The following is a 23,629-nucleotide window of genomic DNA, read 5'->3' as shown; positions in this document are numbered from 1 at the left end:
CCACTGAAGCCTTTACTGTCTGGCACACGATCCTGTCCGTGGCCCGACACGCACCGTCGCCGCACAACGTCCAGCCGTGGCGTGTGCAACTGATCTCGGACGATTACGCCGAGCTGTTCATCGACGGCACGCGCACGCTGCCGAAAGAAGACACGACCGGTGCGTTCCTGTTGTCCGCGATGGGCATGTTCATCGACGCGATCGATCTGCTCGCGGCACCGCATGGCCTGCGTATCGAATGGCAACTGCATCGCCCGGTGCAGGAATTCGCGGCCATCCTGTCCCGGCCGACACCTCCGGGGTTGATTCCGTTCGCTGCGTTGCGACTCGTCGCCAACCCCAACGCGGACGCATCGCGCGACGATCCATCTGCGCTGATGCTAGCGCGCCGCACGTCGCGCATTTCGATGGATCCGACACCGGTGCCGGATGCAGCCGTCACGCAACTCGCGGCGCTGGCTGACGAATGGGGGCATCGATATACGCACCTGTCGGGTGCGGAGCGGATCGAGCCGATTATCGCGGCGAACATCGACGCCGTGTTCCATGACATGAACGTCGCGGACTACCACGACGAAATCACTTCATGGTTTCGTTTCACGGATCGCTCGACCGCTCGACATCGCGACGGCCTCGACTGGCGCTGCATGAACCTGTCGCGCGCGGAGTTCTGGATGTCTGCGCGTCTGTCGAAGATCCTGATGTTCAAGCCGACGCGCTTCTATTTCAAGCGCCGGTACCGGTCGCAACTGGGCCACGTGCCGGCGATCGGCGTGTTGAGCGGCGATTTCTTCAATCCGGAGAATGCGATCGAGTCGGGCCGTTTCCTGCTGCGCTTCTGGCTGGCACTGACGAGCCTCGGCCTGTACCTGCACCCGTACGGCAACCTGGTCACGAACCCCGACGCCGCCGCGTGGTTCAGCGCGCATGCCGGCGTCGACCGCGCATGGCTCGTGTTCAAGGTCGGCTACTCGCGTACGCCGCCGCAAAGCCAACGCAGGGCGCTTGCCGACATCCTCGTCGATGCGCCGGCTTCGTCCTATTCGCCGGAATCCGCATGAACACGCTCATTCGCCTCTTTCTCGAAGCCATTCTCTGGACGCTCTGGTTCCTTCGTCGCGTGATCAGCGTCGACGGACGTCTCTACGTGTTCCTCAACGCGCCGATTTTTCAGCCGTATCTGACCTTTGTCGGCCGCATGCGCGCCCGCGTCGCGTTCCTCAAGGCGAGCACGTCGTGCCCGGCGTACATCGAATTCCTGAAGGCCGAAGGTTACAAGGCGGGCGGCAAATGGCGGCTGGCCGACCTGCCCGCCATGACCAAGGAGAATTACATCAAGCGCTATTCGATCGAGCAGCGCTGCTACGGCGGAGCCATTCCGAAGTCGGGTGTCGTCATCGACGAATCGTCGGGGTCGACGGGGCAGCCGAACAACTGGGTGCGCAGCGCGGCCGAACGCAGCGACGTCAAGCGCATCCTGCAACTGAACTATCAGCTGGTGTTTCGCGACTCCGGCAAGATGCTGCTGAACTGCTTCGCGCTGGGGCCGTGGGCGACCGGCATGAACGTGTCGATGTCGCTCGTCGACGTCGGCATCATGAAGTCGATCGGCCCGGACAAGGCCAAGCTGATCAACACGCTGAAGCTGTTCGGGCCGAAATACCAGTACCTGATATTCGGCTACCCGCCGTTTATCCGCTCGGTGGTCGACGAATGCGATCTCGACCTGAGCGCTTACCACATCGATTTCATCGTCGGCGGGGAAGGGTTGTCGGAAGCGTTGCGCGACCATCTGCTGCGCAAGGCGAGCACGGTGATCTCGTCGTATGGCGCGTCGGACCTCGAGATCAACATCGGCGTCGAAACGCCGACGACGATCGGCTTGCGGCGCGCGTTGCTCGCACGGCCCGAGTTGTGCCGCGAGGTGTTCGGGCGCGATACGCCGCCGATGATCTTCCAGTACAACGCGCTCGATTACGTGATCGAAACGAATGACGATGGCGAACTGCTGGTGACGATCGGGCGGCAGTCGGGCGCGGCGCCGAAGATCCGGTACAACATTCGCGATTCGGGCGGGACGTATACGTTCCGCGAGCTGAACAAGCGTCTGTCGGCACATGGCATGCGCCTCACGGACTTTGCATCGCGGACCAGCCATTTCCCGTTCTTGTTCGTGTACGGCCGTAATGATTCGAGCGTGCCGTTCTATGGCGCGAAAGTGTTCCCGTCCGATATCGAGCAGGTTCTGTCCGCTTCGCCGGTGCTGCATGACGCGATCAGCACGTTCCAGCTCGCCACGACCGAGGATGCGCAGTTGACGAGTTTCCTGCATCTCCATCTCGAACGGGCGTTGGGCGGTGTGCCGATGCGGCTCGACGATGCGGCGCTGCATGGGGAGATGTTCGAAGGCATGAAGCGCGTGAATCAGGATTTCCGCGAGGTGTCGAGGCTGTTCGATCCGAAGCAGGTGATCGTGCATGTGCATGATCATGATACGGGGCCGTTTCAGGGGCGGGATATTCGGATCAAGAACAGGTATATCGCGTGAAGGCGTCGTTTTCGGTGCGCTTGGGCGAGTGTGGTCGGAGGGGCGGTGAGTGAGGAATAAAACGACTGGCGGCTTGCTACTGAACGGATTTTATGTGTTCACGGGACGTTGCATTGGTTGAGTGAGAGGGGTGCATGAAAAACAAGAAGAATGTTCTCCGGCGCCTGTGGAGTTATTTGAGACGGGAGATCTCGAGGACAGGTTGGTGGCGGGTGTGTTGGTTGATATTTGTTGGCTTGTGTGTGCTGGTGGTCGTAAAGCCATTCTCGATGGCAGTTGGCACTGATTTGGGTGTGCTTTCAAACTTTGCCGGGGTGACGCTGATTCTCATCGGTACGGGCGTTTCGCTACTTCCGGTATTTGGCGGTGTGTCGAGGAAGCGTAAAGCCGGATGTGACCATGAAAATGCGAGTGGCGGGAGATCACGCCCGGAAGCGGCGAGTCACGGGAGCGCCGGAGGGGCGAAGACCCATGTTCTGGTCAAAGAGAAAAACAAAAAGCCTCACTGGCTGATACGCGTACGTCAATTGGTTTTTCCAGATATCTCCAGTAAGGCGGAAATTTTCGCTCTGAAGGAGGATCTTGGCGGGGTGGAGGAGCGACTCAGGCGTCAATCAAGACGGTTGCGGAGGCGCCTGGCGGAAATGAAACTCCAGCAAAGGGAGGCCGCGAAGGACGCCAAATTATGGGCGTTCATCGCCATGCTGCTCATTGGTACCGGCACATTGTTTTGTGCGGTGGGGCTGGATGCAATATTGCATCCCCCTAAACCGGCGTCAGTAGATGACAAGGATCGTTTTGCCGAGAAAGTGTTCGTAGAGAGTCGGCTGAGAGGGGCGGAGTTTCAAATACAGGAGCTGCAAGAGACCATGCGAGAAATGTCGCAGTGTTCGACGCTCAAGACGCCGGCAACATATCGAGCATGTATTGCAAAATCCCGGACCCTGATGGCCTTCCGGACGAAATCGTCTCAGCCGGACGATACGGGGCTACCACCTCCACGTGGTGCGCCGAAAAAATAGAAAGTCTCGGGATCTGTATGCCGGGAATGGCTGATGTCGGGTAGCGCCGGTCGAGTCAGCCGGCCATTCCGCGCACTGACCTCATGCATGTTCGACCGCCGTTTTTCGAGCAGCAGGTCATTCGGCGCGGCCGCAATCACCGGTATCTAGTTGCTCAGCCGTGCCAGCGACCACGCCTCAGGTCCGCCGCCGGATGAGCCTCCGCGCGAGGATACGAAATCTCCTGCCTCTGCTGGCCGTCCGCGAACTTAACCACCCACGCGCTTCCCCCAGTACCAGGGCCGGATCGGTGGTGCCATCCGGCGGAAGTGCCGCTCCCCGACACTTCTTGCGCTACGCCTGCTTTTCGATATAATGAACCATCGTTCGGAATGTCGAACGAGAGAAGTCAAGCATCCAGAGTCGGGTTATCCGACGCCAACCTGCCCTCCCGGGCAAGGTGGACGCCCTTGAGGCGATGCGGCCGATTTACGGCAACGAAACGGGAGCAGCATGGCTGGCACCGGTTCGATAACCACTCAACCGGAGCAATCATGCGCCAAGTTACCTCTGCTTCCCGCCAGACCGTCTGTGAAGACTGGTCGCACCTCCTTCCCGGTTTCACGCTCACGCATACGGTTCATCTCGTTTCGGGATTGAATCCGGGCATTGTCTCGACAGCGGCTGCCGTACTCGAAGGCGAAACAGCCACGGTTGACCGTTGGGCCATCGCCCGCTGTGGTGATGTTCTCGAGCAGAAAATCGTGCTCGGGGAAATGACGGAAGGGCAAGCGGTTCGACTGCGCGATCGACTTGCCGCGCTCGATGGCGTGCTGCGCACGAGGATGGAGCATCATTTTGTTCGGGCTGGGTCGGCTGCCTCCGGGGATTGATCGGAAGGTGGTCGCGCGTCGCATCATAGGTCTTACCCACTATGCCGAGCACCGCAAGCCTTTCAGCGCTTGCCGTGACCTCGGCTTGCTTCGCGGCTTCGATATCCTTTTGTTTTTGCACGTCCGGTTTAGCGTTGCCCGGCGCCACAGCAGACCCTGAAACTGGAAGAGGTAACGGCTACTGGAAACCTGCCGCCCAGTCTCCTTGTCGAGTTCCAGAATAGCCGTGGATGCGATGTCTTCGCCGGTCCACTGCCCGCCACCCGGGAAGACCCAAGGGCCACGCTCCCGAGCAATCAGTAGTACGGTGCGCGCGCTGGCAAAGCTCGACAAGCAGGCCCGAGCGAATCCCGAGCATGCGGTCACGCGCGCGGCGGAGGGTTTCATCACGAAGGAACGCCTGCTCACTTTGCTCGAGTAGTTTCATCAAGAGCGGTCGCGGCACAAAAACAGATTCGCCGGAACGGCGCCGGTCAGGAATTGGTCTTCAACGAAGGAAAATGACGGTCTGCCTGCGTTCAACGCAGTTGAAGTCGGGCCAACCGCCCAGCGCGGGCCCGCTCGTAAGAGCGACTGTCCACAAATCCACACATCGTGTCGTCTATGGCGAGCGGAAAGCGCCCTGTCTATCGAATGCGAAATAGCGGTGCGTCGGTTGGATTCGGACAGGGCGTTGTTGAGGCGGAGTCGATGTAGCATCATTCGTTGACGACCGTTACCGAGATAGTGCACATGACCCAGCGCCAGCACGCGACCCTCCAGCATGACCAGCCGCAGGTGGAGAATGACCTATACGGTCGAAAGTCGTTTGCCGAGCTCGTTGGAAACCTGCTAGTCCAGCCACCCGATAGCCCCGGAATCGTGATTGGCATCGAGGGAGCATGGGGCTCTGGCAAGACGACAGTCGTGCGGTATATCGTAGAAGCGCTCAAACGCACACCCACCAAAGCCCCCATCATTGTCGAGTTCAATCCATGGATGCTTGCCGGCGCAGATGCACTCGTTGAGGCGCTACTCACTGAGCTTGCCGCAGGTATCGGCGCGGGCGCGCATAAGAAGAAAGCCAAGAAGTATCTTGAAGTGACCGGGAAAATCTTGGGGTACGCAGGCCTTCTGCGACACATGAAGTATCTCAAGTATGTCCCCGGTGTCAGCTTTGCAGGGCTCGCCGCGGAAGACGTAGGAAATGCGTTGCATAAGGCTGGCGAGATGGCCACCACGGCGGCCACGAGAGCGGATGACGCCAAGAAGGTCGTCGAGGAAGCGGAAAAACTCGTTGCAGTGAAGTCAGGGCTCGCGGCGCGCAAGAAGGAGGTGGTCCGCGCCCTCAAGAAGCTCGACCGAAGCATCGTTGTGGTCGTTGATGACCTTGACCGGTTGACCCCGGACGAGATTAAGGCGGTTTTTCGTACCATCAAGGCCGTTGCCGACTTCCCTCGGGTAGCCTATCTGCTCGCGTATGACCGCAGCGTTGTGAGCGAGAGCCTGGGCGGCGGCCCGGTTGCCGGCGGCGACGCCTATATTGAAAAAATCGTTCAGGTTGCCTACCCCATCTCGCCTGCGTTTCCGTGGCTGCTCCGCGACCATTTCACCGAGGACTTAGAAGACCTCCTGTCTAGGCTGGGCCGCCAGCTTAAGCCCTTCGAAGCGGAGCTGCTGGGAACGGCAACGGCACTTGTATGCAGTCTCTGCCGTTATCCGAGAGACATTGTCCGGCTGATGAACCGGCTAACTGTTAGTCTGGCGAGCACCGAGCATGAAGTGAACGCCGCGGACGTCGTGGTTGCAGAGGCATTGTTTCAGCGATTTCCGAAGCTTCGTGAATCTATAATTCGTAATCCTGAGCAGTTTACCGGACGGTACTGGTCGGTCGAGAGCGAAGTGGTCTCCACTGACTGGAGTATGTATTTCCGGCATTCAAAGGAAGAAGCTCGTACTGCTTGGCAAGCGCACTTGCCAACGGACGAGAGCGAGAGAAGTCAGGCTGCTGCTTCTTTGAAATTCCTGTTCCCGATTACGCATAGCGACAGTTCCAATCGAGCGGTGAGTCACCTCCGAATTTCCGATTTAACGCGCCTCATCCGGTTTATGGGGCGGACCTCGGTCGATGGTGTGCATGAGGTGGCGGGTCTCCATGCGATGCTGGCGAAGCCGGCAGACTTGTCGCGGATATTGAGTAGCCTCGACTATCAGGAAGGGGCATCTACGCTCAGGCATCTGATTGCTTATTTCGACACCGCGGGAAGTGTTGATGGTCCTGGCGTTGTGCGTGAGTTGATTCGCGCCAGCTCAGTGCAGAAGTCGATGACATATCACGCCAGGGACTATCGACGAGCAGTCGGTCTGTTGGCGGCAACTTGCCTGCAGTGTTGTGGAAGCGATAGCCGCGACATCGCAATTGAGTTCGTCAAGGAGACGCCGGTACCGTATGGCATCGACTTTTTGAGCGAACTGGGTATGCGGTGTGGACAGGTTCGCGGCGCCAGTCAATACCAGGTTAGCAATAGCATTGAGTCTTTGGGCGACTCGTCGGCCGTGTCGTCCGCCGTTGACGCGTGGAGGGCGCGCGCAGAAAGGGAAGTGACGTCTGGCACGATAATGGCAGGTGGAGACCTTCTCTCCACGCTGTTTGGTCTGTCCCATATCGGAAAGAGTTCAAAGGATTCCGACGCAATCAAGGCGTTTCGATGCTTCTGTGAGAAGGTGCATGGTGGCGTCGAGTTCTTCTTGGACGAGGCGGCTCCGTACCACGAGACTCAGCGCGATGTGTTCTTTCTTTATGTTTGGGATGCAGAGGAAATGGCCACGCTCGTTGAGGCATCTGGGAGGGCATCAGAATTCTCGTGGTACGTGAGCGACCTGCGGGACGATTTGACCGTGAAACAGTTCATTTCTCAGCGAAACGCGGAGTGACCTTGGCTTCGCTCCACATGCGAGCGGTGTTCGCCCAGAGCTACAGTTCCGCAACCATAAGAGCGGAGCCTATCCGAATCTTTGTGTGTGAGGCATAAACTGACGGCCAGGGAGTCACTTTATGCTACGCAAACGCAAGGAAGAAGTGATGATTGAACCGGGCAAGGGCTTGAACCTGGACCCGGAACTGATCAAGCAACTGGTACCCGGAACGCTGGATCGGGCGACGATCAACGAGCAGCTCGCCGCGCTCAAGAAGGTGATCTTCGAGCGCGCTGGGCGGCGAACTGACCCACCACCTGGGTTACGAGAAGGGCGAAGCCAAGCCGGTAGACCGCACAAACCACCGCAACGGCACCAGCCGCAAGCGCATCACGACCGACGATGACCTGCTCGACGTCGAGATTCCGCGCGACCGCGAAGGCACCTTCGATCCGGTGCTGATCGCCAAGGGCGAGCGACGCTTCACCGGCTTCGACGACAAGATCATCGCGATGTACGCACGCGGCATGAGCGTGCGGGAGATTCAGGGTTTCCTGCTGGAGATGTACGGCACCGAGGTGTCGCCAGACTTCATCAGCACGGTGACCGATGCCGTGATCGACGAGGTGCGCGAATGGCAGCAGCGGCCGCTTGAGCCGATGTACCCGGTCGTGTTCTTCGATGCCTTGCGAGTCAAGATCCGCGACGAAGGCGTCGTGCGCAACAAGGCGATCTATCTGGCGCTGGGCGTACGCCGCGATGGCACGCGCGACGTGCTCGGCCTTTGGATCGAGCAGACCGAGGGGGCCAAGTTCTGGTTGCGGGTGGTGAACGACCTGAAGCTGCGCGGCGTGCAGGACATCCTGATCGCCGTGGTCGACGGCTTGAAGGGCTTCCCGGAAGCGATCAACACGGTGTTCCCGGAAACGACGGTCCAGACCTGCATCGTGCATCTGATCCGAAACTCGCTGGACTTCGCCAGCTGGAAAGACAGGAAATCGGTCGCGGCGGCGCTCAAGGAGATCTACCGGGCACCGTCGGCTGAAGCCGCCGCCGTGGCGCTAGATGCGTTCGATACGAGCCCGTGGGGCACGAAATACCCCCCGATTGCCGCACTCTGGCGCCGGGCCTGGGATCAGGTGATTCCGTTCTATGCCTTCGCGCCTGACATCCGGAAAATTGTATATACGACCAACGCGATCGAGTCGCTGCACATGCAGCTTCGGAAGATCATCAAGGCGCGCGGTCACTTCCCATCGGACGAGGCCGCGCTGAAGTTGATCTGGCTGGCACTGCGCAACGTCGTTGCCAAATGGACCGGCTCCCGACAAGATTGGAAGAGCGCGATGACGCAGTTTGCACTGCTTTACCCGGAACGATTCAACATTGGAGTCTGAATCTCAACCCGCCTCACACACGAAATTCCGGATACCTCACGACAGATTCCTGCTTACGAATCCCGTCACACCACTGTTGGCAAAAGGACTGTCCAGCTTGGCATCCCGATACGACGACAAGTCATTTCAGCACATCGGGACCATCGGGTCCCGTTCGGTGTCTACGGCTACGAGCGCCGTTTGCTACTGGCGGATGTAGCATGATGTAGATTGAGAACGCAACCACAGGGAGCGCCGACAATGCCGTTTACAAGCGAAGCCGATTCAGCGCTTTTGACACGATTCGCCTAGATGCATCAGTTCAGCATTTCACTCCGGCAAACTGAGCCTGTGCCGCAAATGACCTCGAACGGGGTGGGCCTTGATTGAGAACTCGGACGTGCATTGCTGCAAGCGGCGTATCGGGGTCGCCGAACCATACCCAAGGGCAGGGTTCCACCAACCGTTACCGCTACCGCTACCGCTACCGCTACCGATTCGCAAGCGCATGTTCTTCTTGCAAAAGTCGCGACTTCGGCCCGGACTGGCACCTGCAACACTAAACGAAGTGGACGTCCGTCGCGCGGTCCAGCGTCAATTGATTACGCGTGGATATTTGAGTGGGTAAGCGGATGGAAGCATTGGACCGCACACGGTGGCGGCAATAGCACGCTACGAGAGGCATAAACATCTGAGTCCGACAACATCGATGCAGGACCTTATAATGTACATGGAGCAGGATTAGGGGGTAAGCGCGAAGGACGTATAGTGAATTCGTTTTGTCGTAGCCCATGACGCCTCATATCAAGCGGGACTTGTTCGTATGGCACCCGGCGGGCTAAGCGAGGTCGGCATACCGATGCGCGGCCCAACAAAATATAGAGCAGGCCCGCTGTCTACGCGGCAGTTGCGGCATGGAAATCATGCCTAGCGTGTGGGGTGCTCGAGGACCGCGGCCTGGCGACGCGGTTATGGCCAAACTTGCCGAGCTATTTTCCAATCGACGCGTTGGTACTTTTCCTCGTTGAAGTGTTATTGCAAAAACCAAAAATTACAAAGGATCAGCCACATGCATAAATCACCGGAACTCTTTGCGGAACTTCTTGCCGATGCTAGGCCTCGGGCAGAGGTCAACATCCCCCTCACCAATCTCACCTTTTTCACCGGCGCAGGCTTTTCGAAGTCCTGGGACATCAATTTCCCCGTGGGTGACGCGCTGTTCTCATTCAAGCACAACGAGTGGGCAAAGCACGGCGAGGCGCTTCACGAATTTCTATCGCTGAATAATTATCAGCCATTCGATTTGGATATCACGGCATCCCTGTTTAAGGATATCGTTTATCAGATTGGCATGATGAGGAAATATCCTGTCATCCGCCCGCGATACATTGATGACCAGAATCTCGATGCGATAGAGCGGCATTTGCGGTATCTCGTGCGAAAAAAATTTGAGCAAACGGCACCGTTGTTTTTTGAAAATTCTGACCAGAAACTCGAATTTTCGACTCCCATAAGCAAGTCGCAGGGAGATATATTGAGCATGTTTCGCATAATTCAGCGCTCGGGTGATGGTTCGCAGGGAATTCCTCAGGGGTTGCGTGCTAATTATGTATCAACGAACTATGACTACGTTCTCGATGCGATTTTGGATAATATCCTGGCGCCGGATGATAGTCATACGCTTTACACGTATCGAGGAGTAACGCCCACGCGCTATAGCGGTCGCGCGCCTGCTGTAACAATTCACGACAACTGGCTTGTAAGCAATTTACTCAAGATTAATGGGGGATTTGAAGTATTCAAAAATGGTGACGGGTTCGATTTCGAATACAGGAATTCTAAGTCAGACGATGAATTGAGGGAAAATCCGCCGCAATTAATGCTTGCGTCTCGGGAGCAGGATTATACACAAAAATACTTTCATGCATTATTCCCGAAAATTGTCCGTCTGCTGCAGGAAACGCGCATTCTCGTCGTCGTCGGCTATAGCATGCCAGAAGAAGATGCTCTAGTTCGGCTAATTCTCAAACAATTCGCTGAGGATAGGATCGATGGTTCCAAGAAAATTCTCTTCTACGTTGACAAGAGTGAGGAGTCAACTCAGCGGGAGAAGGTAAGCAGCGTGTTCCCGCATACCGACGAACTTCACGGTCTTACTGTTATACCCTATAGTGGGTCATTCGCGGACTGGTGCGCCGAGGTTGTTAAGAAATATAAAAGGCTAACCCGCTGAAGCAATACGATGGCCGGCCAGGACTGACGAAGGCATGCTTCGCCGCTCGACTGCTCGGCCACTGTACTCAATGTGACAGCCGGGGGTGGGCGTACGTCACGAAACGCCGTTATGATAGTAAAAAGTTTCCCATTCATGAATTGACGGGGCACGCTAAATGTCGATTAAAGAGCCGATCGTAGAACTTCAAGAAACAATGCTCTTCAAATTTCTTCAGTCTATTGACCTGGACTATGCGGAGCGGGTAAAAACTTTTGTTCGTGAAATCGCTCCTTTGATGGCAACAATCAAGGATTACTTCCCGTACTATACGCGACACGATGCTCATCACGGGTATCAGGTGGTTTGCAGGATGGCGGACTGCATACTGCCAGTATCCTTGGACCGCGATGCACCGGAAGCACTTAGCGCTCAAGAGGTATTTCTCTTGATTGCTGCAGCATATGCTCACGACCTCGGTATGGCAGTTTTCCCCGGGGAGGAGGAGGCGTTAGCCGCGCGACTGAATTTCGCTCTCGAACCGGGGTGGAAAACTAGTGAATCTCTTCAAAATCATTTGCGTGCGAATCATTCAAGCAGGGGTGGAGCGTATATCGAGAGATATGCCGATAAGCTCGGAGTGCCGCGCAACCTGATTGCTGCACTCGACCGTCTGATGAAGGCTCATAACTATGCCATCCCAAAGTTGGAAGAGGAGCTTCAAGTTCCTTTTGCCGCGGGGAACAAGGAGAGCCAACTAGCACAGTTGGCGGCAATTGTATGTGTCGCCGACGCTATCGAATTCAGCGATACGCGAGTTGTCGACGGCGTCCTTGAATCACTAGCATTAGATGACAGTGATGCTGCGCGCATATCCTATGCGGAGAATATGAAGCATGTCTGCACAGGGGATAGCCTTGCTGTTACCGAAGATGGTCGTATAGTTGTGAACGGTACCTTTGCTGAACCCGCAGTTTTGGCACTCGCACATCGCACCTTTGACGAAATGGAAGGGTGGCTTCAGGGATATCATGACATCGACAGGCGTTGCAAGGTGCGGAGACTCAAGATAAGAGGTGAACCTTTCCAACGCGATTTGGTTCTCAGCTCAGGAAATTTTCATCGCTTGGGAGTTCGGCTTAACAAGCGTAGCGTCATCGACCTGATTGCATCGAATGCTGTGTGGCGGAACCACAAGGGAATTGCCCTCCGCGAACTCGTTCAGAACGCAGTTGAAGCGTGTCGATTTCGGGCTCACCATTCCGCGCCGTCCGACAGGTATCAGCCGCAGGTGGAGATTGTGTTCAACAGGGAACGTCGAGAGGTCACTGTAGAGGACAACGGATGTGGGATGTCGGAACGCGTAGTGCTCAATAACTTTCTTACTGTAGGTAGCAGCAGGTCGCGAGAGAAATCATATGCAGACGAAGGATATGCGCCGATAGCGCGGTTTGGAATTGGATTTTGGTCAATCTTTTCCATCTCAGATGTGGCAACCGTGTCTACGGCGCCCTTTGAGGACTACAGAGGCAAACCGACTCAGGCGGAGCGGGCGTTAGGGTTTGGCTTTGACGTTCAATTAAGTGACTTGAAGGATTTTACTGTTTTCACTCCGGTCGAACGCCCGTGTGGAACGACTATCACGCTTAAACTAAAGACTGACATCATTATTGATGACATATATAGGGCGCTGAGAGGCGAGCTGATTTGCTCGATGGTTCCGCTGACGATATCATTCGACGGTGTTAAGGAGCACATTGGCGCGGCACTTCCGGCCGTGAACGAGGGGGCAGTGTTCGGGGTGCGCCAACCCGCAGCTGGAGAGATTGGTATCAAAGTCTATCAGTACATGGGAGCGACTGAGGCTACCGAGCTATCTCTCGGATTGGCATATCGGATGGAAGGCGACCGTGCGACATTTTTGGCGGCGCCCGGCCAGTCGATTCTCGGCATGATGGCGAATATTCACATGCCCCAAACTGGCGTTTGCGGATTTGCTGTGCCGGTTCGCGTCGTACCGCTGTGCATCGACGCAATGAGAGTTGGCCTCTACCGAGCCAATGCGCTTACGCCGCGCGGATTTGAATTCTCTATCGATAGGCGAGAACTTATCTTCAATGAAGCGGCCCAGCGGTTTATAGCGGATGCGCAACGCCTGTTTCACGATGGTTACCGTGAATTTCTCAAGAAGAGCGGCTCGTATCGGCCAGATGCTATATACGCGTTGGCCGAAGAGGCGGCATTGCACGGTGGGAACGTATACGACGTGTTTACAGAAAATGAGTTGGCTACGGCGAAAAAGAACTTCCAAGACCTTATTTGCGTAAAACTCATTCCAGTCAAAAAAGGTGTGCCGCTCGCTACTGCAGAGTCTAATGCTAGGCATTTGAACTTGGAGGAGCTTTCCAAGACGAAAGGGAGGGTGGTGTGTTTGCAGGCAACTCGAAGTCAAGTACGCGTGGGTCAAGGCCCATATATCAACGTCGAGAGTCCGAATGTGCTTCAGCTCACGTATGATTTTGTGCAAAAGAGAGCTGAGGAGTGTCCGGATGTGCCGGTCTACCTAGCTCCTCCGAATCGCATGTTTTCGATGCTATTCGACAATGACTCAACGTCGACAGTAGATGTTGTTGCGGCCGCGAAGGGGCTGGACGTCTGCATCTTGAATGTCGATTTGGAGAAGGTGAATTTCGAGGACCCATCGACCGAAATCATCTCCGAAATTCGAGGGGTATGGACTGGCGCTGTCTACTGGAGGGATTTTACGACACCGGATGGAAAGCCTTACGTATTCCTTGGCCGACATCGCGTTTTGGTTCGAAGAGGCTCCGAGCTTCACGCTCATCTTCAAGCACTTGCAGACGACGGAAGGTTATCCGCTCTTGCCGACACCGTCAATCTTTTGAAGGAAGACGAAGCTGGGCACACACCTCACGCGTTGAAGTGTTTTCTTTAATTTTGAATATACATCCGTGGTGCGATGGTCAGCGCGTTGACTTACGGAGTATTGCTGGAATGGCCGCCAAGCGAATTCGCGCTTACGTTGTATACGGGCGGGTTGCGCCTTGGCGGGCGCCATCCAAAGCAACTTCGGAGGAGTGTGGCAGTCAATACATTTAGGTTGAGCTCGCTGTGCATCCTTCTTGGGCTGGAGTGATCCGCTTTAGGAATCTTGGACCGATCCGAGCGCGAGTTTTGCGGCAAACTTCACCCTGAATCAGGAGGTGGTTTGTCATGAAACGGAAACGCTTTTCGATCGAACAGATTGTGGCGGTGCTGAAGCAAGCCGAACTTGGGATGCCGGTGGCCGATGTGATCCGGCAGGTCGGTATTTCGGAACAGACGTTCTATCGGTGGAAGAAACAATACGCCGGGATGCAGTCTGATCAAGTACGCGAACTCAAGCAGTTGCAGGAAGAGAACGCACGGCTGAAGAAGCTGGTCGCCGAACTGAGCTTGGACAAGGCCGTCCTGCAGGATGTAGCTGCAAAAAAGTGGCCCGGCCCGCGCTGAGACGAGACGTGGTGGATTACGTGGTAAGCCACTACGGATTGACGATGAGGCGGGCCTGTCGGCTCGTGAAGCAACCGCGCAGCGTCCAGTATTACCGGAGCGTCAAAGATCCCCGTCGGGAGCTCCGTGCACGCATGCGCGAGATTGCCCACACGCGTGTGCGCTACGGCTATCGGCGTGTTCACGTGCTGTTGCGCCGCGAGGGCTGGCAGTTGGGCAAGAACCAGGCGTACCGGCTGTATTGCGAAGAGCAATTGCAGTTACGTTCGAAGTTGCCGAAGCGACGAAAGATGGTTGTGACGCGAGTGGCGAAGATCGTGCCGGCCAAACCGAACGACGCGTGGAGTATGGATTTTGTGGCCGACCAGCTTGCTGATGGTTCGAAGTTCCGCACCTTGACGATCGTGGACGTCTTCACGAAAGAAGCATTAGCCATCGCAGTCGGACAGCGTTTGAGAGGCGAACACGTGGTGTCAGCACTGAATCGTATCGCCGTCAGACGCGGAGCTCCGCGACACCTGTTCGTGGACAATGGCAGCGAATTTTCCGGGCGCCTGCTCGACATGTGGGCGTACCACTACCGAGCAAAAATCGACTTCAGCAGGCCCGGTAAGCCGACGGACAATTGCCACATTGAGACGTTTAATGGATCATTCCGCGATGAGTGCTTGAACCTACATTGGTTCGAAACGCTGGGCGAAGCCAAGGCGATTGTCGAGGCGTGGCGCCGGGACTACAACGAGAGTCGTCCTCACTCTGCTCTCAAAGAGTTGGCACCAGCCGAATTCGCCCGTCAGCTGGTGCTTTCATCGGGGTCAACCGAACCCGAAACGCCGGAAAACTCGCTCTAGATCTGGTCCAGAAAACCCAAGCGGATCATCGAGGCCGTTCTCCAAGATTGAAGTGGCCCGAAGAAACCAGGCAGGTCATAACGACTTGGGTTGCGGCGGACGGAGCAGTTGGGAGCACAGGCGCTGCAGATATCAGCGGAGTTCGCGACAAAATCCGGGATTTCGTCAGCAACTGCAGTTTCTATCCGCAAGTGGGCCAATAGTCATTCGTTCCGAAGCGACGCTCCCCACGCCCAGCCGCGCGTAAGCCTCGCCAGCTAGCTTGGCGTCCTGTCGCTATGGCGCTCTCCATGAACCGCTGCTCCGACAAGCGTGCCTAGACTTCGAGGGTCAGCTGCACCTGAGCCGGTGCCGCAGCCCGACGCCATAACCAAGCGTCGAACTCGCGTCGCGATAATGAGAGAAGGTCGGCTGCGCAGCAGAAGGATTTGCGCAGGAAGTGATAGTCGTCGTTCTGGACCCCAACCGTCTTCGCAAACTTCCTTACGTGACGGTCAACTGCGATGGAGTCGATGCCAACGAGACACGCCATGTAGTCGACGGTTTTCGGGCCGATGCCGTTGACAGTCTGAATCGCATCGCAAAACTCCTCAGAGGCCAGACCGGCACGCAAATCCTTAACGTCCTCGATTCCCCATTCCTTCAGGAAAATGACCAGCGCTTCGAAGCGAGTCACTTTCTCATGGTGGCGCCAATTCAGGAGCGCACCTGTCTGACCGTCTTGAATCAGCGCGACCAACGAGGTAATCGTGAGGCGATTCGGATGTGCCCGCAGGATGGACAGTACCCGGGGACGTACAACCGTCGTGTAGTTGAGTCCCGCCTGAAGCACGGAATCCGCGAGAACGGCTCCGAGGTGCTCACAAGTAGGCCGCGGATGCTCTTCCTCGAAAAGCGCGCCCTCGTCCTTCGCGCGGTCGGCGATGCGACGCGCTGCGACCAACACCTCGATGGCGGTCCCTTTGGCTCCAGTCCTGCTCATACTAGCTTCGCCTCTTTCAATGCGTTCAGCCGCTCGACGCAGTTCGGACAGGCGCCGCACGGAAAATGTGCAGACGCTTGGCACGAGTAGGTCCGCCCGATAGGCACACCAAGCTCCGCCGCCGTATACGCCACGTCAGCCTTCGATGAATACCGGAATGGCGAATAGAAACGAACGGGACCAATGCTCGATGTGAGTCCGTCGAGGCTGTTCATGAATGCGGCAGTACAGTCAATTTCTTTTGCGTGGTTGCTGTTGATGAAGCCAGTATAGACATCCAGGATACCCACCGTTTGTGCGCGCGCCGCGGCAGCGGCGAAGAACAACATCGTTCGGTATGGGATGTACAAGTCGTCGTCCTTGACCTCTTCAGTCCAGAGGTCAGCCTCGCGAATCAGCCGCGAATGCGAACCTCTGAAAATATCCGATATGTTGAAGCGCTCAGGTCGCCTCATATCGACCGGCAGGACCTCGTTGACTCGGCTCCACTCAACGTCTACGCAATGTTGTCCGTAGTCAAAAAAGATTGGGACGACGTCAACGCCCGTTGCCGCGAGCTGGTACCCAACAGTCGTTGAGTCGAGGCCACCAGAGGCTAGAAGAAGCGCTCTTTTCATTGCGATTCGGCCCTCAATTTGGCAAGAGCGTCGAAAGTGCCGTTGAGGCACACGTCGAGGTCGGCGGAGTATACCGAACTTCCGATGACGACCATCGTGTTCTCATTTTCCTGCCGTGGGTCGTAGGTGATGATGGGCTTCCCCATCGCAATTGCCATACCAACTTCGACCAGGGTTCCGGGGTCGCGACCAAGAGGCACGGCGAACACTGCGTCGCATTCATTCAGCAGCTCGTAATCCATGTGATACGTGCGATACAAGTCGGCCTCGCTCGCAGGCCGCTTGAGTTCCCCATTCTTCTGGATAGGACGACGTACGCGGAAGTTGTGATACGCGAGGCTCTCCGCTGCGCGGTCAAGTTCTGGCTTCACAACGTAGGAGAAGTCTGGGCCAGCGAGGTAGATGGGATAGCGCGGTCGGTCGTGCCATGGAAGCACGGTTCCGCCGAGCGACTGCAGCGCATCGAGAGGCAGCAGGAAATCTCGTTGCACGTCGCGCTTGATGTCGTCGGGGAACGTGGACTGCGAGTACGCCGTCGCAGCCTGACAGCCGCGCCACGCGGCTTCAGTCCATCCCTTGTGAGAGAGACCGACCATCACAGCGGTGTAAACGTCGCCAACTCCGACGGAGTTGACCGTTTTGCCAAGGGTCGCGGGAATTTCTTCCACGCTGCCATCGCGCAAATCGAAGAGCCGGCTGCCGCCACGATTCTCCTTCAGCAAGAACACGTCCGGCGACAGCGTCTTGGCTGCGGCTATCAACCCGCCAACATCGTTCTTGCCGAGCCGCTCGAACAACGAAGACGACGTCGATATGATGACCGCCTCCGCGCGCCCGCTGTATGCCTCGAGCGCTGACAGGTCGTCCAGGTCATACGCGATGTCGAACGAGAACCGTGCGGCCGGGGAGAAAGCGCTAGTGAGTTCGTTGATATCGAACCGGCCGGGGAAGATAACAACCTTCTGATACGCATCGAGGCGCGGAAGCGGGTCGTGGAATTTCACTACCTTGGTGACGCGCATCAAGTCTTCATAGCCTTGATGCGAAACCTCCGTCGCGTCACCAATGAGGATGACATTCGGAGCGCCGACGACATCGCCAAGCCAGATGAACTCATTGCACCCGCACTCCGCCAGATAGCGCTTCGCTTCGTCAACGAGGTATTGCGGACAAAACGCCGCCACGGAGTAGTTGAGCCCTGCGGCCCATACCCCTCTCGCTGCATGACCTACACCACCCAAACGAAGCTTGCACTTTGCACCGTGCTGAGCGAGCGTGAAATCAACAACAAGCTCGCCAACAAGCAGAACTGCATCCGTTTGGGACATGGCTATTGCGGACCGAAGTCAGCCTCCACCGTGGGAACAGGCTTCTCTGCCGACGACTTCACTACGCCGACATATGAAATGCCGCTTGCCAGGCATGCCGCGAGATAATTCAACGCTGTGGGGAGCGCTCCAACCTTCACACCGTTCACATCGACTGCGAAGATGCGCTTCTTGTCGAAGACGATATCCAAATGGTCGCCTGCCGCAGGAACTTTCTTAAGTTGCGAGTAGAAATCGCACTGACCGACATCCTCCAACAGAACCGCGAACGCCTGTTTGCATTTGTCAACGCCGCTCGCGCCTCCTGCCATTCCAGTTCCGTCGCCCGCGACTTCCTTGGCCTTCGTGCCGGGATAGTCCGAAAAATTGCCCGAGCCTGAGCTTCCCATGGTGCCCCCTCGCGTGGTTGATGAAGTCTTTTCCAGCAGTGTATGTGCTTTATTCTCTACCGAAGTGTACAAGAATCTGAAATTCAGTTGGCGTGACTTCGACACGTGCATCGCAATCTAAGCCCGGTGCATGGCGAGTATGAAGAAACCACTCGTGCGGAAAGCGATAGACCGATTGAGCTAAATAGACTCGGCGCGTCCCGCTTCACCCTGATGGCCTCTCTGCGTCGCATCGTGCAATGCGATTTCACGGCGCGAGAGTGTTGCTCACGTGAAGTATTTCACATCTATCCAGAAGGTCGCAGTGAATTTGCGAGGAGTAAAATTTGGCGGGAGTACACTGTGAATACGGGGTATTTTCCTTAAGCGGACCACGTGAACTACACGAGGCCATGCGGACCACGCCGACAACGAGCCGCCGCCTGAGGAGCGTGGTTAGACTGGAGCACTGATGGCCAAGAACCTTTTGCACAAGTACGTAACTATCCCTACGCTGAAGAGGATACTCGGAGGGTCCATTCGCCTGACCCAGCCCGGAGCGTTCAATGACCCATTTGAGCTGCTGCCGGAGATAATCGTTCGGACTGACCAGGCGGAAGAGCAAATCAGCCTTTCGTTCGACATTTTCTCCCCTCGACGCGAAGCCCCGCTCGACACTGTCGTCCAGGTGACGGACGGGCATGTGGCCAGCGATTTCACGTCCCGAAATATCCTGGACCAGCTCAATCAGCAGGTCGGCATTCTCTGTCTGTCGAAATCCCCCAACTCAATCTTGATGTGGTCGCACTACGCCGACCAGTATCAAGGCGCCGTCATCGCCTTCGATGCCGACCACGAGTTCTTTACTGGTCAAATACCGGTCGAGTACGTGGAGGAACGGCCGAAAAAACATATCGATTCATATAAAGCTGCGCATGTACCATTGTCCGAGCTTTGCGCGAAATCCGTCGAGTGGCAGTACGAGCAGGAGGTCCGCATTATTCGCGCTCTACATGACTGCAACAAAACAGAAGTCCTCGACGCAAGAGGCTTCCCCGTGTTCACCGCAGAGGTGCCTCAGCAAGCCATCCATTTTGTTTCGATGGGTGAGCGGACACCCGTGCTGCAGCAGAAGGAGATTTTTCAGATGCTACACAAGACGAAAATCGGTTTGACTTTGTCGGCCGTCGACAACGTGGGCTACGGATTCCGCCAGGAGATTATTCTCTACCCAGGCGACTTCCGGAATCCAACCATCTCAGCGCGAACCGCGCACATATTCGCCGGAACGAGCTCCCCATTTGCTGAGATGGCGCGATGGATGATTGAGAACCATCCGACCAGCAAGCTCGTGAACAAGACCGTGTAGTCGAGCAATCAGGTTAAAGCGGCGCCACGCTAGAGGCGCCGTCCTCGACCACGCTTGCATGACGGATATTCCAGCTGCAGACATCGCACCCCTTCAGGGGAGGGCTTGCTCCCGTGGTTGCCGTACGTCAGGTGATTGAGTAACGTAGTCTGCGACACATAATTCACCGTACAGTAAGACCGACGGCAAATCTGAGACCATCACGTGCGTGTCCGCCGTCGTCTCGCCTGCAGCGCCCTATCTTTGACCATGGGCGAAAGCTCGAGCTCGTTGCGACACCACGCGCAAGCGCATCGTACCGGCTCGAGCATACGAAGCGAGACCGGATGCATGCGGTCGGCCCGGCTATGGCCCACTGGCGGCCGGTTTATCTTGGCATGGCGAGCGCCGGGTGCGCGTCGAACGATGTAGGTATGACCTGCCGCGGTTTATCACTCCGCTCGACGACGAGTTGCGACGCATCTGATGCCGGCATCCGCGGGTGGGGTAGTTCGGCTCGCGCTTGAGGTGCAGGCGGGGCGGTATGCTATCTCCGAACTGGAGGCGATTGCTGTAGAGGGCTACCTGATACCAAGCTTCGACTTTGTCATGAACTCGGCCGACCGCTTGCAGATGGACATCAGCAGTTTTGGAATGGCCTGGTAATTCTCGACTCGTTCGCACCAAACTGCACGGTTTTCCCATGTGGATACGTTAGCGTCATTGTTCGCACAGAGGCGCACGCCCCAGAAAGGGTGCCCAAAATTCCGCGAGACGTGCGTCTCCTTGACTTCCGCAAGCACGCTGCGTAGGTTCGGGTACTCGCCCGATAGTCCGATGAAGAGGGGTGTCGAACTCTGCAGCAGTCCAAGCAATTTGGCGCGCCAGGAATTGGACTGTTGGCCGGTTAGCGGCCGATTCCCGAGCTGCACCGCAAATCACGTCCAGCAGCATGCGGCTGCGGTGTGGCTATACCGGAGAGGAAGAAGCGCTCCGCGGCGGCTCAACCTCTGCGATTGCGCCAAAAGCAGGGGGGGGCGCAAGCCGGTATTTTTCACGAAATACACATGGCACAGTAAAAGCGTTCCGCGCCCTGCCCAGCAAGCGTTTGAGGGAATATTGACCCCCTTCCTAGAACGCTTTTACGAGAGGCCTCGGGACGCTTTCATTTTTGGCGAACACGAAAACAGGCAGCCAATACCCCCTCACTCCACCGTCACCGATTTCGCCAAATTCCGCGGCTTATCAATATCCGTCCCCCGCGCCAGCGCAGCGTGATACGCCAGCAACTGCATCGGCACCGTATGCAGAATCGGCGAAAGCGGCCCGTAGTACTCATTCAGCCGAATGACTTCGATCCCATCCCCCGGCACCAACCCGCAATCCACATCCGCGAACACAAAAAGCCGGCCATTCCGCGCACTGACCTCATGCATGTTCGACCGGAGCTTTTCGAGCAGCATGTCGTTCGGAGCGACCGCAATCACCGGCATCTCGTTACTCACGAGCGCCAGCGGCCCATGCTTCAGTTCACCGGCCGGATAAGCCTCCGCATGAATATAAGAAATCTCCTTCATCTTCAGCGCACCCTCGAGCGCGATCGGGTAATGCATCCCCCGCCCGAGAAACAGCATGTTGTCGCGCCTCGCGAGCAGTTCCGACCAAGCCATGATCTGCGGTTCCAGCGCGAGCACTTTCGACATCGCATCGGGCAGATGCCGCAGCGCTCGCAGATGTTCCTTCTCCGCATCGTCGCTCAACCGCCCACGCACTTGCGCAAGCGATAGCGTGAGTAGGAACAGCGCAACGAGCTGCGTCGTAAAAGCCTTCGTCGAAGCCACCCCGATCTCGATCCCCGCACGCGTGACGAACTGCAGCGCACATTCACGCATCAACGCACTCGTCGCGACGTTGCAGATCGCGAGCGTATGCATCATCCCGCTTTGCTTCGCGACATGCACCGCACCGAGCACGTCGGCCGTTTCACCGCTTTGCGACACCGCGACAACCAGCGTGCGCGGATTCGGCACACCGTCGCGATATCGAAACTCGCTCGCAATTTCCACGCTGGCCGGCAGCTTCGCGATGCTCTCGATCCAGTATTTCGCCGTGAGCGCCGCGTGATAACTGCCGCCACACGCGAGCAACAACACCGAATCGACGTCGTTGAAAACCCGCCACGCACCATCGCCGAACAGCTCGGGCATGATCGAAGACACATCGAGCAACGTATCGGCCACCGCCTGCGGCTGCTCGAAGATCTCCTTCTGCATGTAGTAGCGATACGACCCGAGATCGGCCGCACCGCTATGCGCGGCGACCCGCTGCACCGCGCGCTCGACGCGCTGGCCGGCCGCATCGACGATCCAGTAGCGATGCAGCTGGATATCGGCGACGTCGCCGTTCTCGAGGTACGCGATCCGGTCGGTGATCCCCGACAGCGCGATCGCATCGGACGCCAGAAAATTCTCGCCATCACCGACACCGACGACGAGCGGCATCCCGTCGCGCGCGCCGACGATCCGGTGCGGCTCGTCGCGGCACATCACCGCGATCGCATAGCTGCCGCGCAGTCGCGCGACCGCGCGCCGCACCGCATCGAACAAATCGCCGTCATACAGGTGGTCGACCAGGTGCGCGATCGCCTCGCTGTCGGTCTGGCTCGCGAACACGTAGCCGTGCGCCTGCAGTTCGGTGCGCAGTTGATCGCAGTTCTCGATGATCCCGTTATGCGACAGCGCGATGCGCGCGTTCGCGTCGCTCGGCGAAAAGTGCGGATGCGCGTTGAGCGTGACCGGTGCGCCATGGGTGGCCCAGCGCGTATGCGCGATGCCGGTGTAGCCCGACAGCGCATGCTCGGCGATCTCGCGCTGCAGGTTCGCGACGCGGTCGACGCTGCGGGCGCGCGCCAGCGCCCGGTCGCGGTAGACCACGACGCCGCATGAATCGTAACCGCGGTATTCGAGCCGCTTCAGGCCGTCGACCAGGTTCGGCAGGATGTCCCGCTGGGCAACCGCCCCGACAATTCCACACATATCGCGCTCCGTAAATGTCCTGTCTGGATCAGTGAGAGCGATGGTAGTGGGCGTCGAATGGAATTAAATTTCAAAATACAAGAACAAATGAAATGAATGGCAGATCGTCTATCATGTTGAAATTAAATTTCACACCCTGACCGGAAGGAGCCGCCGATGGCCGGCATCACCCTCGACGATCTCGACCTGCGCATTCTCGCGATCCTGCAGGACGACGCGTCGGTGTCGAACCTGCAACTGGCCGAGCGCGCGCTGTCGTCGCCGCCCACCTGCATGCGCCGCGTGCGGCGGCTGACGGAGGCCGGCGTGATCCGCCGGCAGGTGGCGGTGCTCGACCCGGTGGCGATCGGCACGGCCGTCACCGCGCTGATCGAGATCAGCCTCGACCGGCAGACAGCGGAAGACTACGACGCGTTCGAAGCGTACGTGTGCGCGGAGCCGGCCGTCACGCAGTGCTACCGCGTGTCGCCGGGGCCCGATTTCGTGGTGGTGGCAGATCTGGCCGACGTCGCCGAATACGACGAATTCGCGCGACGGCTGTTCACCGGCGCATCGAACGTCCGCAACGTGCGGACGTTCTTCTCGACGCATCGCGCGAAATTCGAGGCGAACGCGCGGGTCACGCATGCGATGCGCAAGCGCGCGTGAAGCGATCGCATCGG

The 23,629-nt window shown here is 57.4% G+C and carries 15 protein-coding genes, 1 pseudogene and 1 riboswitch; of the genes and pseudogenes, 11 read left to right on the top strand and 5 right to left on the bottom strand.

The window, feature by feature from the left end:
- The first annotated feature begins 38 nt into the window (after positions 1-38).
- From ACPTTF_RS30825 to ACPTTF_RS30785, 9 genes and pseudogenes are all read left to right on the top strand, one after another.
- Complete coding sequence (locus ACPTTF_RS30825) at positions 39-1,061, top strand: hypothetical protein (RefSeq protein WP_423369475.1); 1,023 nt, start codon at positions 39-41, stop codon at positions 1,059-1,061.
- Entirely contained in the window at positions 1,058-2,548 is a 1,491-nt protein-coding gene (locus ACPTTF_RS30820; protein ID WP_423369474.1) for a phenylacetate--CoA ligase family protein, read from the top strand. Before ACPTTF_RS30825 ends, ACPTTF_RS30820 begins: the two co-directional genes overlap by 4 nt.
- 134 nt (positions 2,549-2,682) lie before the next feature.
- The gene (locus tag ACPTTF_RS30815; protein ID WP_423369473.1) at positions 2,683-3,570 is read left to right on the top strand and encodes a hypothetical protein; all 888 of its coding nucleotides are present in this window, start codon (positions 2,683-2,685) and stop codon (positions 3,568-3,570) included.
- A gap of 387 nt (positions 3,571-3,957) precedes the next feature.
- A riboswitch (SAM-I-IV-variant riboswitch) is annotated at positions 3,958-4,061 on the top strand.
- A gap of 42 nt (positions 4,062-4,103) precedes the next feature.
- Positions 4,104-4,442: a hypothetical protein gene (locus tag ACPTTF_RS30810; RefSeq protein ID WP_423369472.1), complete on the top strand. Its 339-nt coding sequence runs from the start codon at positions 4,104-4,106 to the stop codon at positions 4,440-4,442.
- A gap of 732 nt (positions 4,443-5,174) precedes the next feature.
- The gene (locus ACPTTF_RS30805; protein WP_423369471.1) at positions 5,175-7,355 is read left to right on the top strand and encodes a KAP family P-loop NTPase fold protein; all 2,181 of its coding nucleotides are present in this window, start codon (positions 5,175-5,177) and stop codon (positions 7,353-7,355) included.
- 121 nt (positions 7,356-7,476) lie between these two features.
- Positions 7,477-8,734 (top strand): annotated as a pseudogene (locus ACPTTF_RS30800) (IS256 family transposase).
- A gap of 1,048 nt (positions 8,735-9,782) precedes the next feature.
- Entirely contained in the window at positions 9,783-10,946 is a 1,164-nt protein-coding gene (locus tag ACPTTF_RS30795) for a hypothetical protein (protein WP_423369470.1), read from the top strand.
- A 157-nt stretch (positions 10,947-11,103) separates the two neighbouring features.
- Positions 11,104-13,881, top strand: a complete 2,778-nt coding sequence (locus ACPTTF_RS30790) for an HD domain-containing protein (protein WP_423369469.1) — start codon at positions 11,104-11,106, stop codon at positions 13,879-13,881.
- A 278-nt stretch (positions 13,882-14,159) separates the two neighbouring features.
- Positions 14,160-15,289, top strand: a protein-coding gene (locus ACPTTF_RS30785) for an IS3 family transposase (RefSeq protein ID WP_423369468.1) whose coding sequence is annotated in 2 segments (ribosomal slippage) — positions 14,160-14,421 and positions 14,421-15,289 — 1,131 coding nt in all. Because the reading frame shifts where the segments join, the coding sequence is not laid out codon by codon here.
- 316 nt (positions 15,290-15,605) lie between these two features.
- On the opposite strand, the gene ACPTTF_RS30780 is transcribed toward ACPTTF_RS30785, so the two are convergent.
- Genes ACPTTF_RS30780 through ACPTTF_RS30765 form a run of 4 tightly spaced genes read right to left on the bottom strand, consistent with a single transcriptional unit; the run spans position 15,606 to position 18,605 of the window.
- Positions 15,606-16,271 carry a hypothetical protein gene (locus tag ACPTTF_RS30780; RefSeq protein ID WP_423369467.1) on the bottom strand — a complete coding sequence of 222 codons (666 nt, stop codon included), beginning with the start codon at positions 16,269-16,271 and terminating at the stop codon, positions 15,606-15,608.
- Entirely contained in the window at positions 16,268-16,888 is a 621-nt protein-coding gene (locus ACPTTF_RS30775; protein ID WP_423369466.1) for a 7-cyano-7-deazaguanine synthase, read from the bottom strand. Before ACPTTF_RS30775 ends, ACPTTF_RS30780 begins: the two co-directional genes overlap by 4 nt.
- On the bottom strand, positions 16,885-18,216 hold the full coding sequence (locus ACPTTF_RS30770) for a nucleoside 2-deoxyribosyltransferase (RefSeq protein WP_423369465.1): 1,332 nt from the start codon (positions 18,214-18,216) through the stop codon (positions 16,885-16,887). The genes ACPTTF_RS30775 and ACPTTF_RS30770 overlap by 4 nt, the downstream gene beginning before the upstream one ends.
- Before the next feature lie 2 nt (positions 18,217-18,218).
- Positions 18,219-18,605 carry a hypothetical protein gene (locus tag ACPTTF_RS30765; RefSeq protein WP_423369464.1) on the bottom strand — a complete coding sequence of 129 codons (387 nt, stop codon included), beginning with the start codon at positions 18,603-18,605 and terminating at the stop codon, positions 18,219-18,221.
- A gap of 451 nt (positions 18,606-19,056) precedes the next feature.
- Here ACPTTF_RS30765 and ACPTTF_RS30760 point away from each other — a divergent pair, with 451 nt between their 5' ends.
- Entirely contained in the window at positions 19,057-19,953 is an 897-nt protein-coding gene (locus ACPTTF_RS30760; protein ID WP_423369463.1) for a DUF2971 domain-containing protein, read from the top strand.
- Between the two features lie 1,184 nt (positions 19,954-21,137).
- Here ACPTTF_RS30760 and glmS read toward each other — a convergent pair.
- On the bottom strand, positions 21,138-22,967 hold the full coding sequence (glmS, locus tag ACPTTF_RS30755; protein WP_423369462.1) for a glutamine--fructose-6-phosphate transaminase (isomerizing): 1,830 nt from the start codon (positions 22,965-22,967) through the stop codon (positions 21,138-21,140).
- A gap of 156 nt (positions 22,968-23,123) precedes the next feature.
- Between glmS and ACPTTF_RS30750 the strand changes: the two genes are divergently transcribed.
- Positions 23,124-23,615: an Lrp/AsnC family transcriptional regulator gene (locus ACPTTF_RS30750; RefSeq protein ID WP_021160045.1), complete on the top strand. Its 492-nt coding sequence runs from the start codon at positions 23,124-23,126 to the stop codon at positions 23,613-23,615.
- Positions 23,616-23,629: the final 14 nt, after the last annotated feature.

The organism is Burkholderia crassaminum (assembly GCF_964265005.1).
Lineage (GTDB): Bacteria > Pseudomonadota > Gammaproteobacteria > Burkholderiales > Burkholderiaceae > Burkholderia.
Note: the sequence above shows the minus strand (reverse complement) of the source record. Positions and strands in the feature narration are given on the sequence as shown.

What these genes read in the sequence shown, in the direction of transcription:
- ACPTTF_RS30820 (WP_423369474.1), top strand. Translation starts at nt 1,058, where the DNA reads ATGAACACGCTCATTCGCCTCTTTCTCGAAGCCATTCTCTGGACGCTC.
- ACPTTF_RS30815 (WP_423369473.1), top strand. Translation starts at nt 2,683, where the DNA reads ATGAAAAACAAGAAGAATGTTCTCCGGCGCCTGTGGAGTTATTTGAGA.
- ACPTTF_RS30810 (WP_423369472.1), top strand. Translation starts at nt 4,104, where the DNA reads ATGCGCCAAGTTACCTCTGCTTCCCGCCAGACCGTCTGTGAAGACTGG.
- ACPTTF_RS30805 (WP_423369471.1), top strand. Translation starts at nt 5,175, where the DNA reads ATGACCCAGCGCCAGCACGCGACCCTCCAGCATGACCAGCCGCAGGTG.
- ACPTTF_RS30795 (WP_423369470.1), top strand. Translation starts at nt 9,783, where the DNA reads ATGCATAAATCACCGGAACTCTTTGCGGAACTTCTTGCCGATGCTAGG.
- ACPTTF_RS30790 (WP_423369469.1), top strand. Translation starts at nt 11,104, where the DNA reads ATGTCGATTAAAGAGCCGATCGTAGAACTTCAAGAAACAATGCTCTTC.
- ACPTTF_RS30780 (WP_423369467.1), bottom strand. Translation starts at nt 16,271, where the DNA reads ATGAGCAGGACTGGAGCCAAAGGGACCGCCATCGAGGTGTTGGTCGCA.
- ACPTTF_RS30775 (WP_423369466.1), bottom strand. Translation starts at nt 16,888, where the DNA reads ATGAAAAGAGCGCTTCTTCTAGCCTCTGGTGGCCTCGACTCAACGACT.
- ACPTTF_RS30770 (WP_423369465.1), bottom strand. Translation starts at nt 18,216, where the DNA reads ATGTCCCAAACGGATGCAGTTCTGCTTGTTGGCGAGCTTGTTGTTGAT.
- ACPTTF_RS30765 (WP_423369464.1), bottom strand. Translation starts at nt 18,605, where the DNA reads ATGGGAAGCTCAGGCTCGGGCAATTTTTCGGACTATCCCGGCACGAAG.
- ACPTTF_RS30760 (WP_423369463.1), top strand. Translation starts at nt 19,057, where the DNA reads ATGGCCAAGAACCTTTTGCACAAGTACGTAACTATCCCTACGCTGAAG.
- glmS (WP_423369462.1), bottom strand. Translation starts at nt 22,967, where the DNA reads ATGTGTGGAATTGTCGGGGCGGTTGCCCAGCGGGACATCCTGCCGAAC.
- ACPTTF_RS30750 (WP_021160045.1), top strand. Translation starts at nt 23,124, where the DNA reads ATGGCCGGCATCACCCTCGACGATCTCGACCTGCGCATTCTCGCGATC.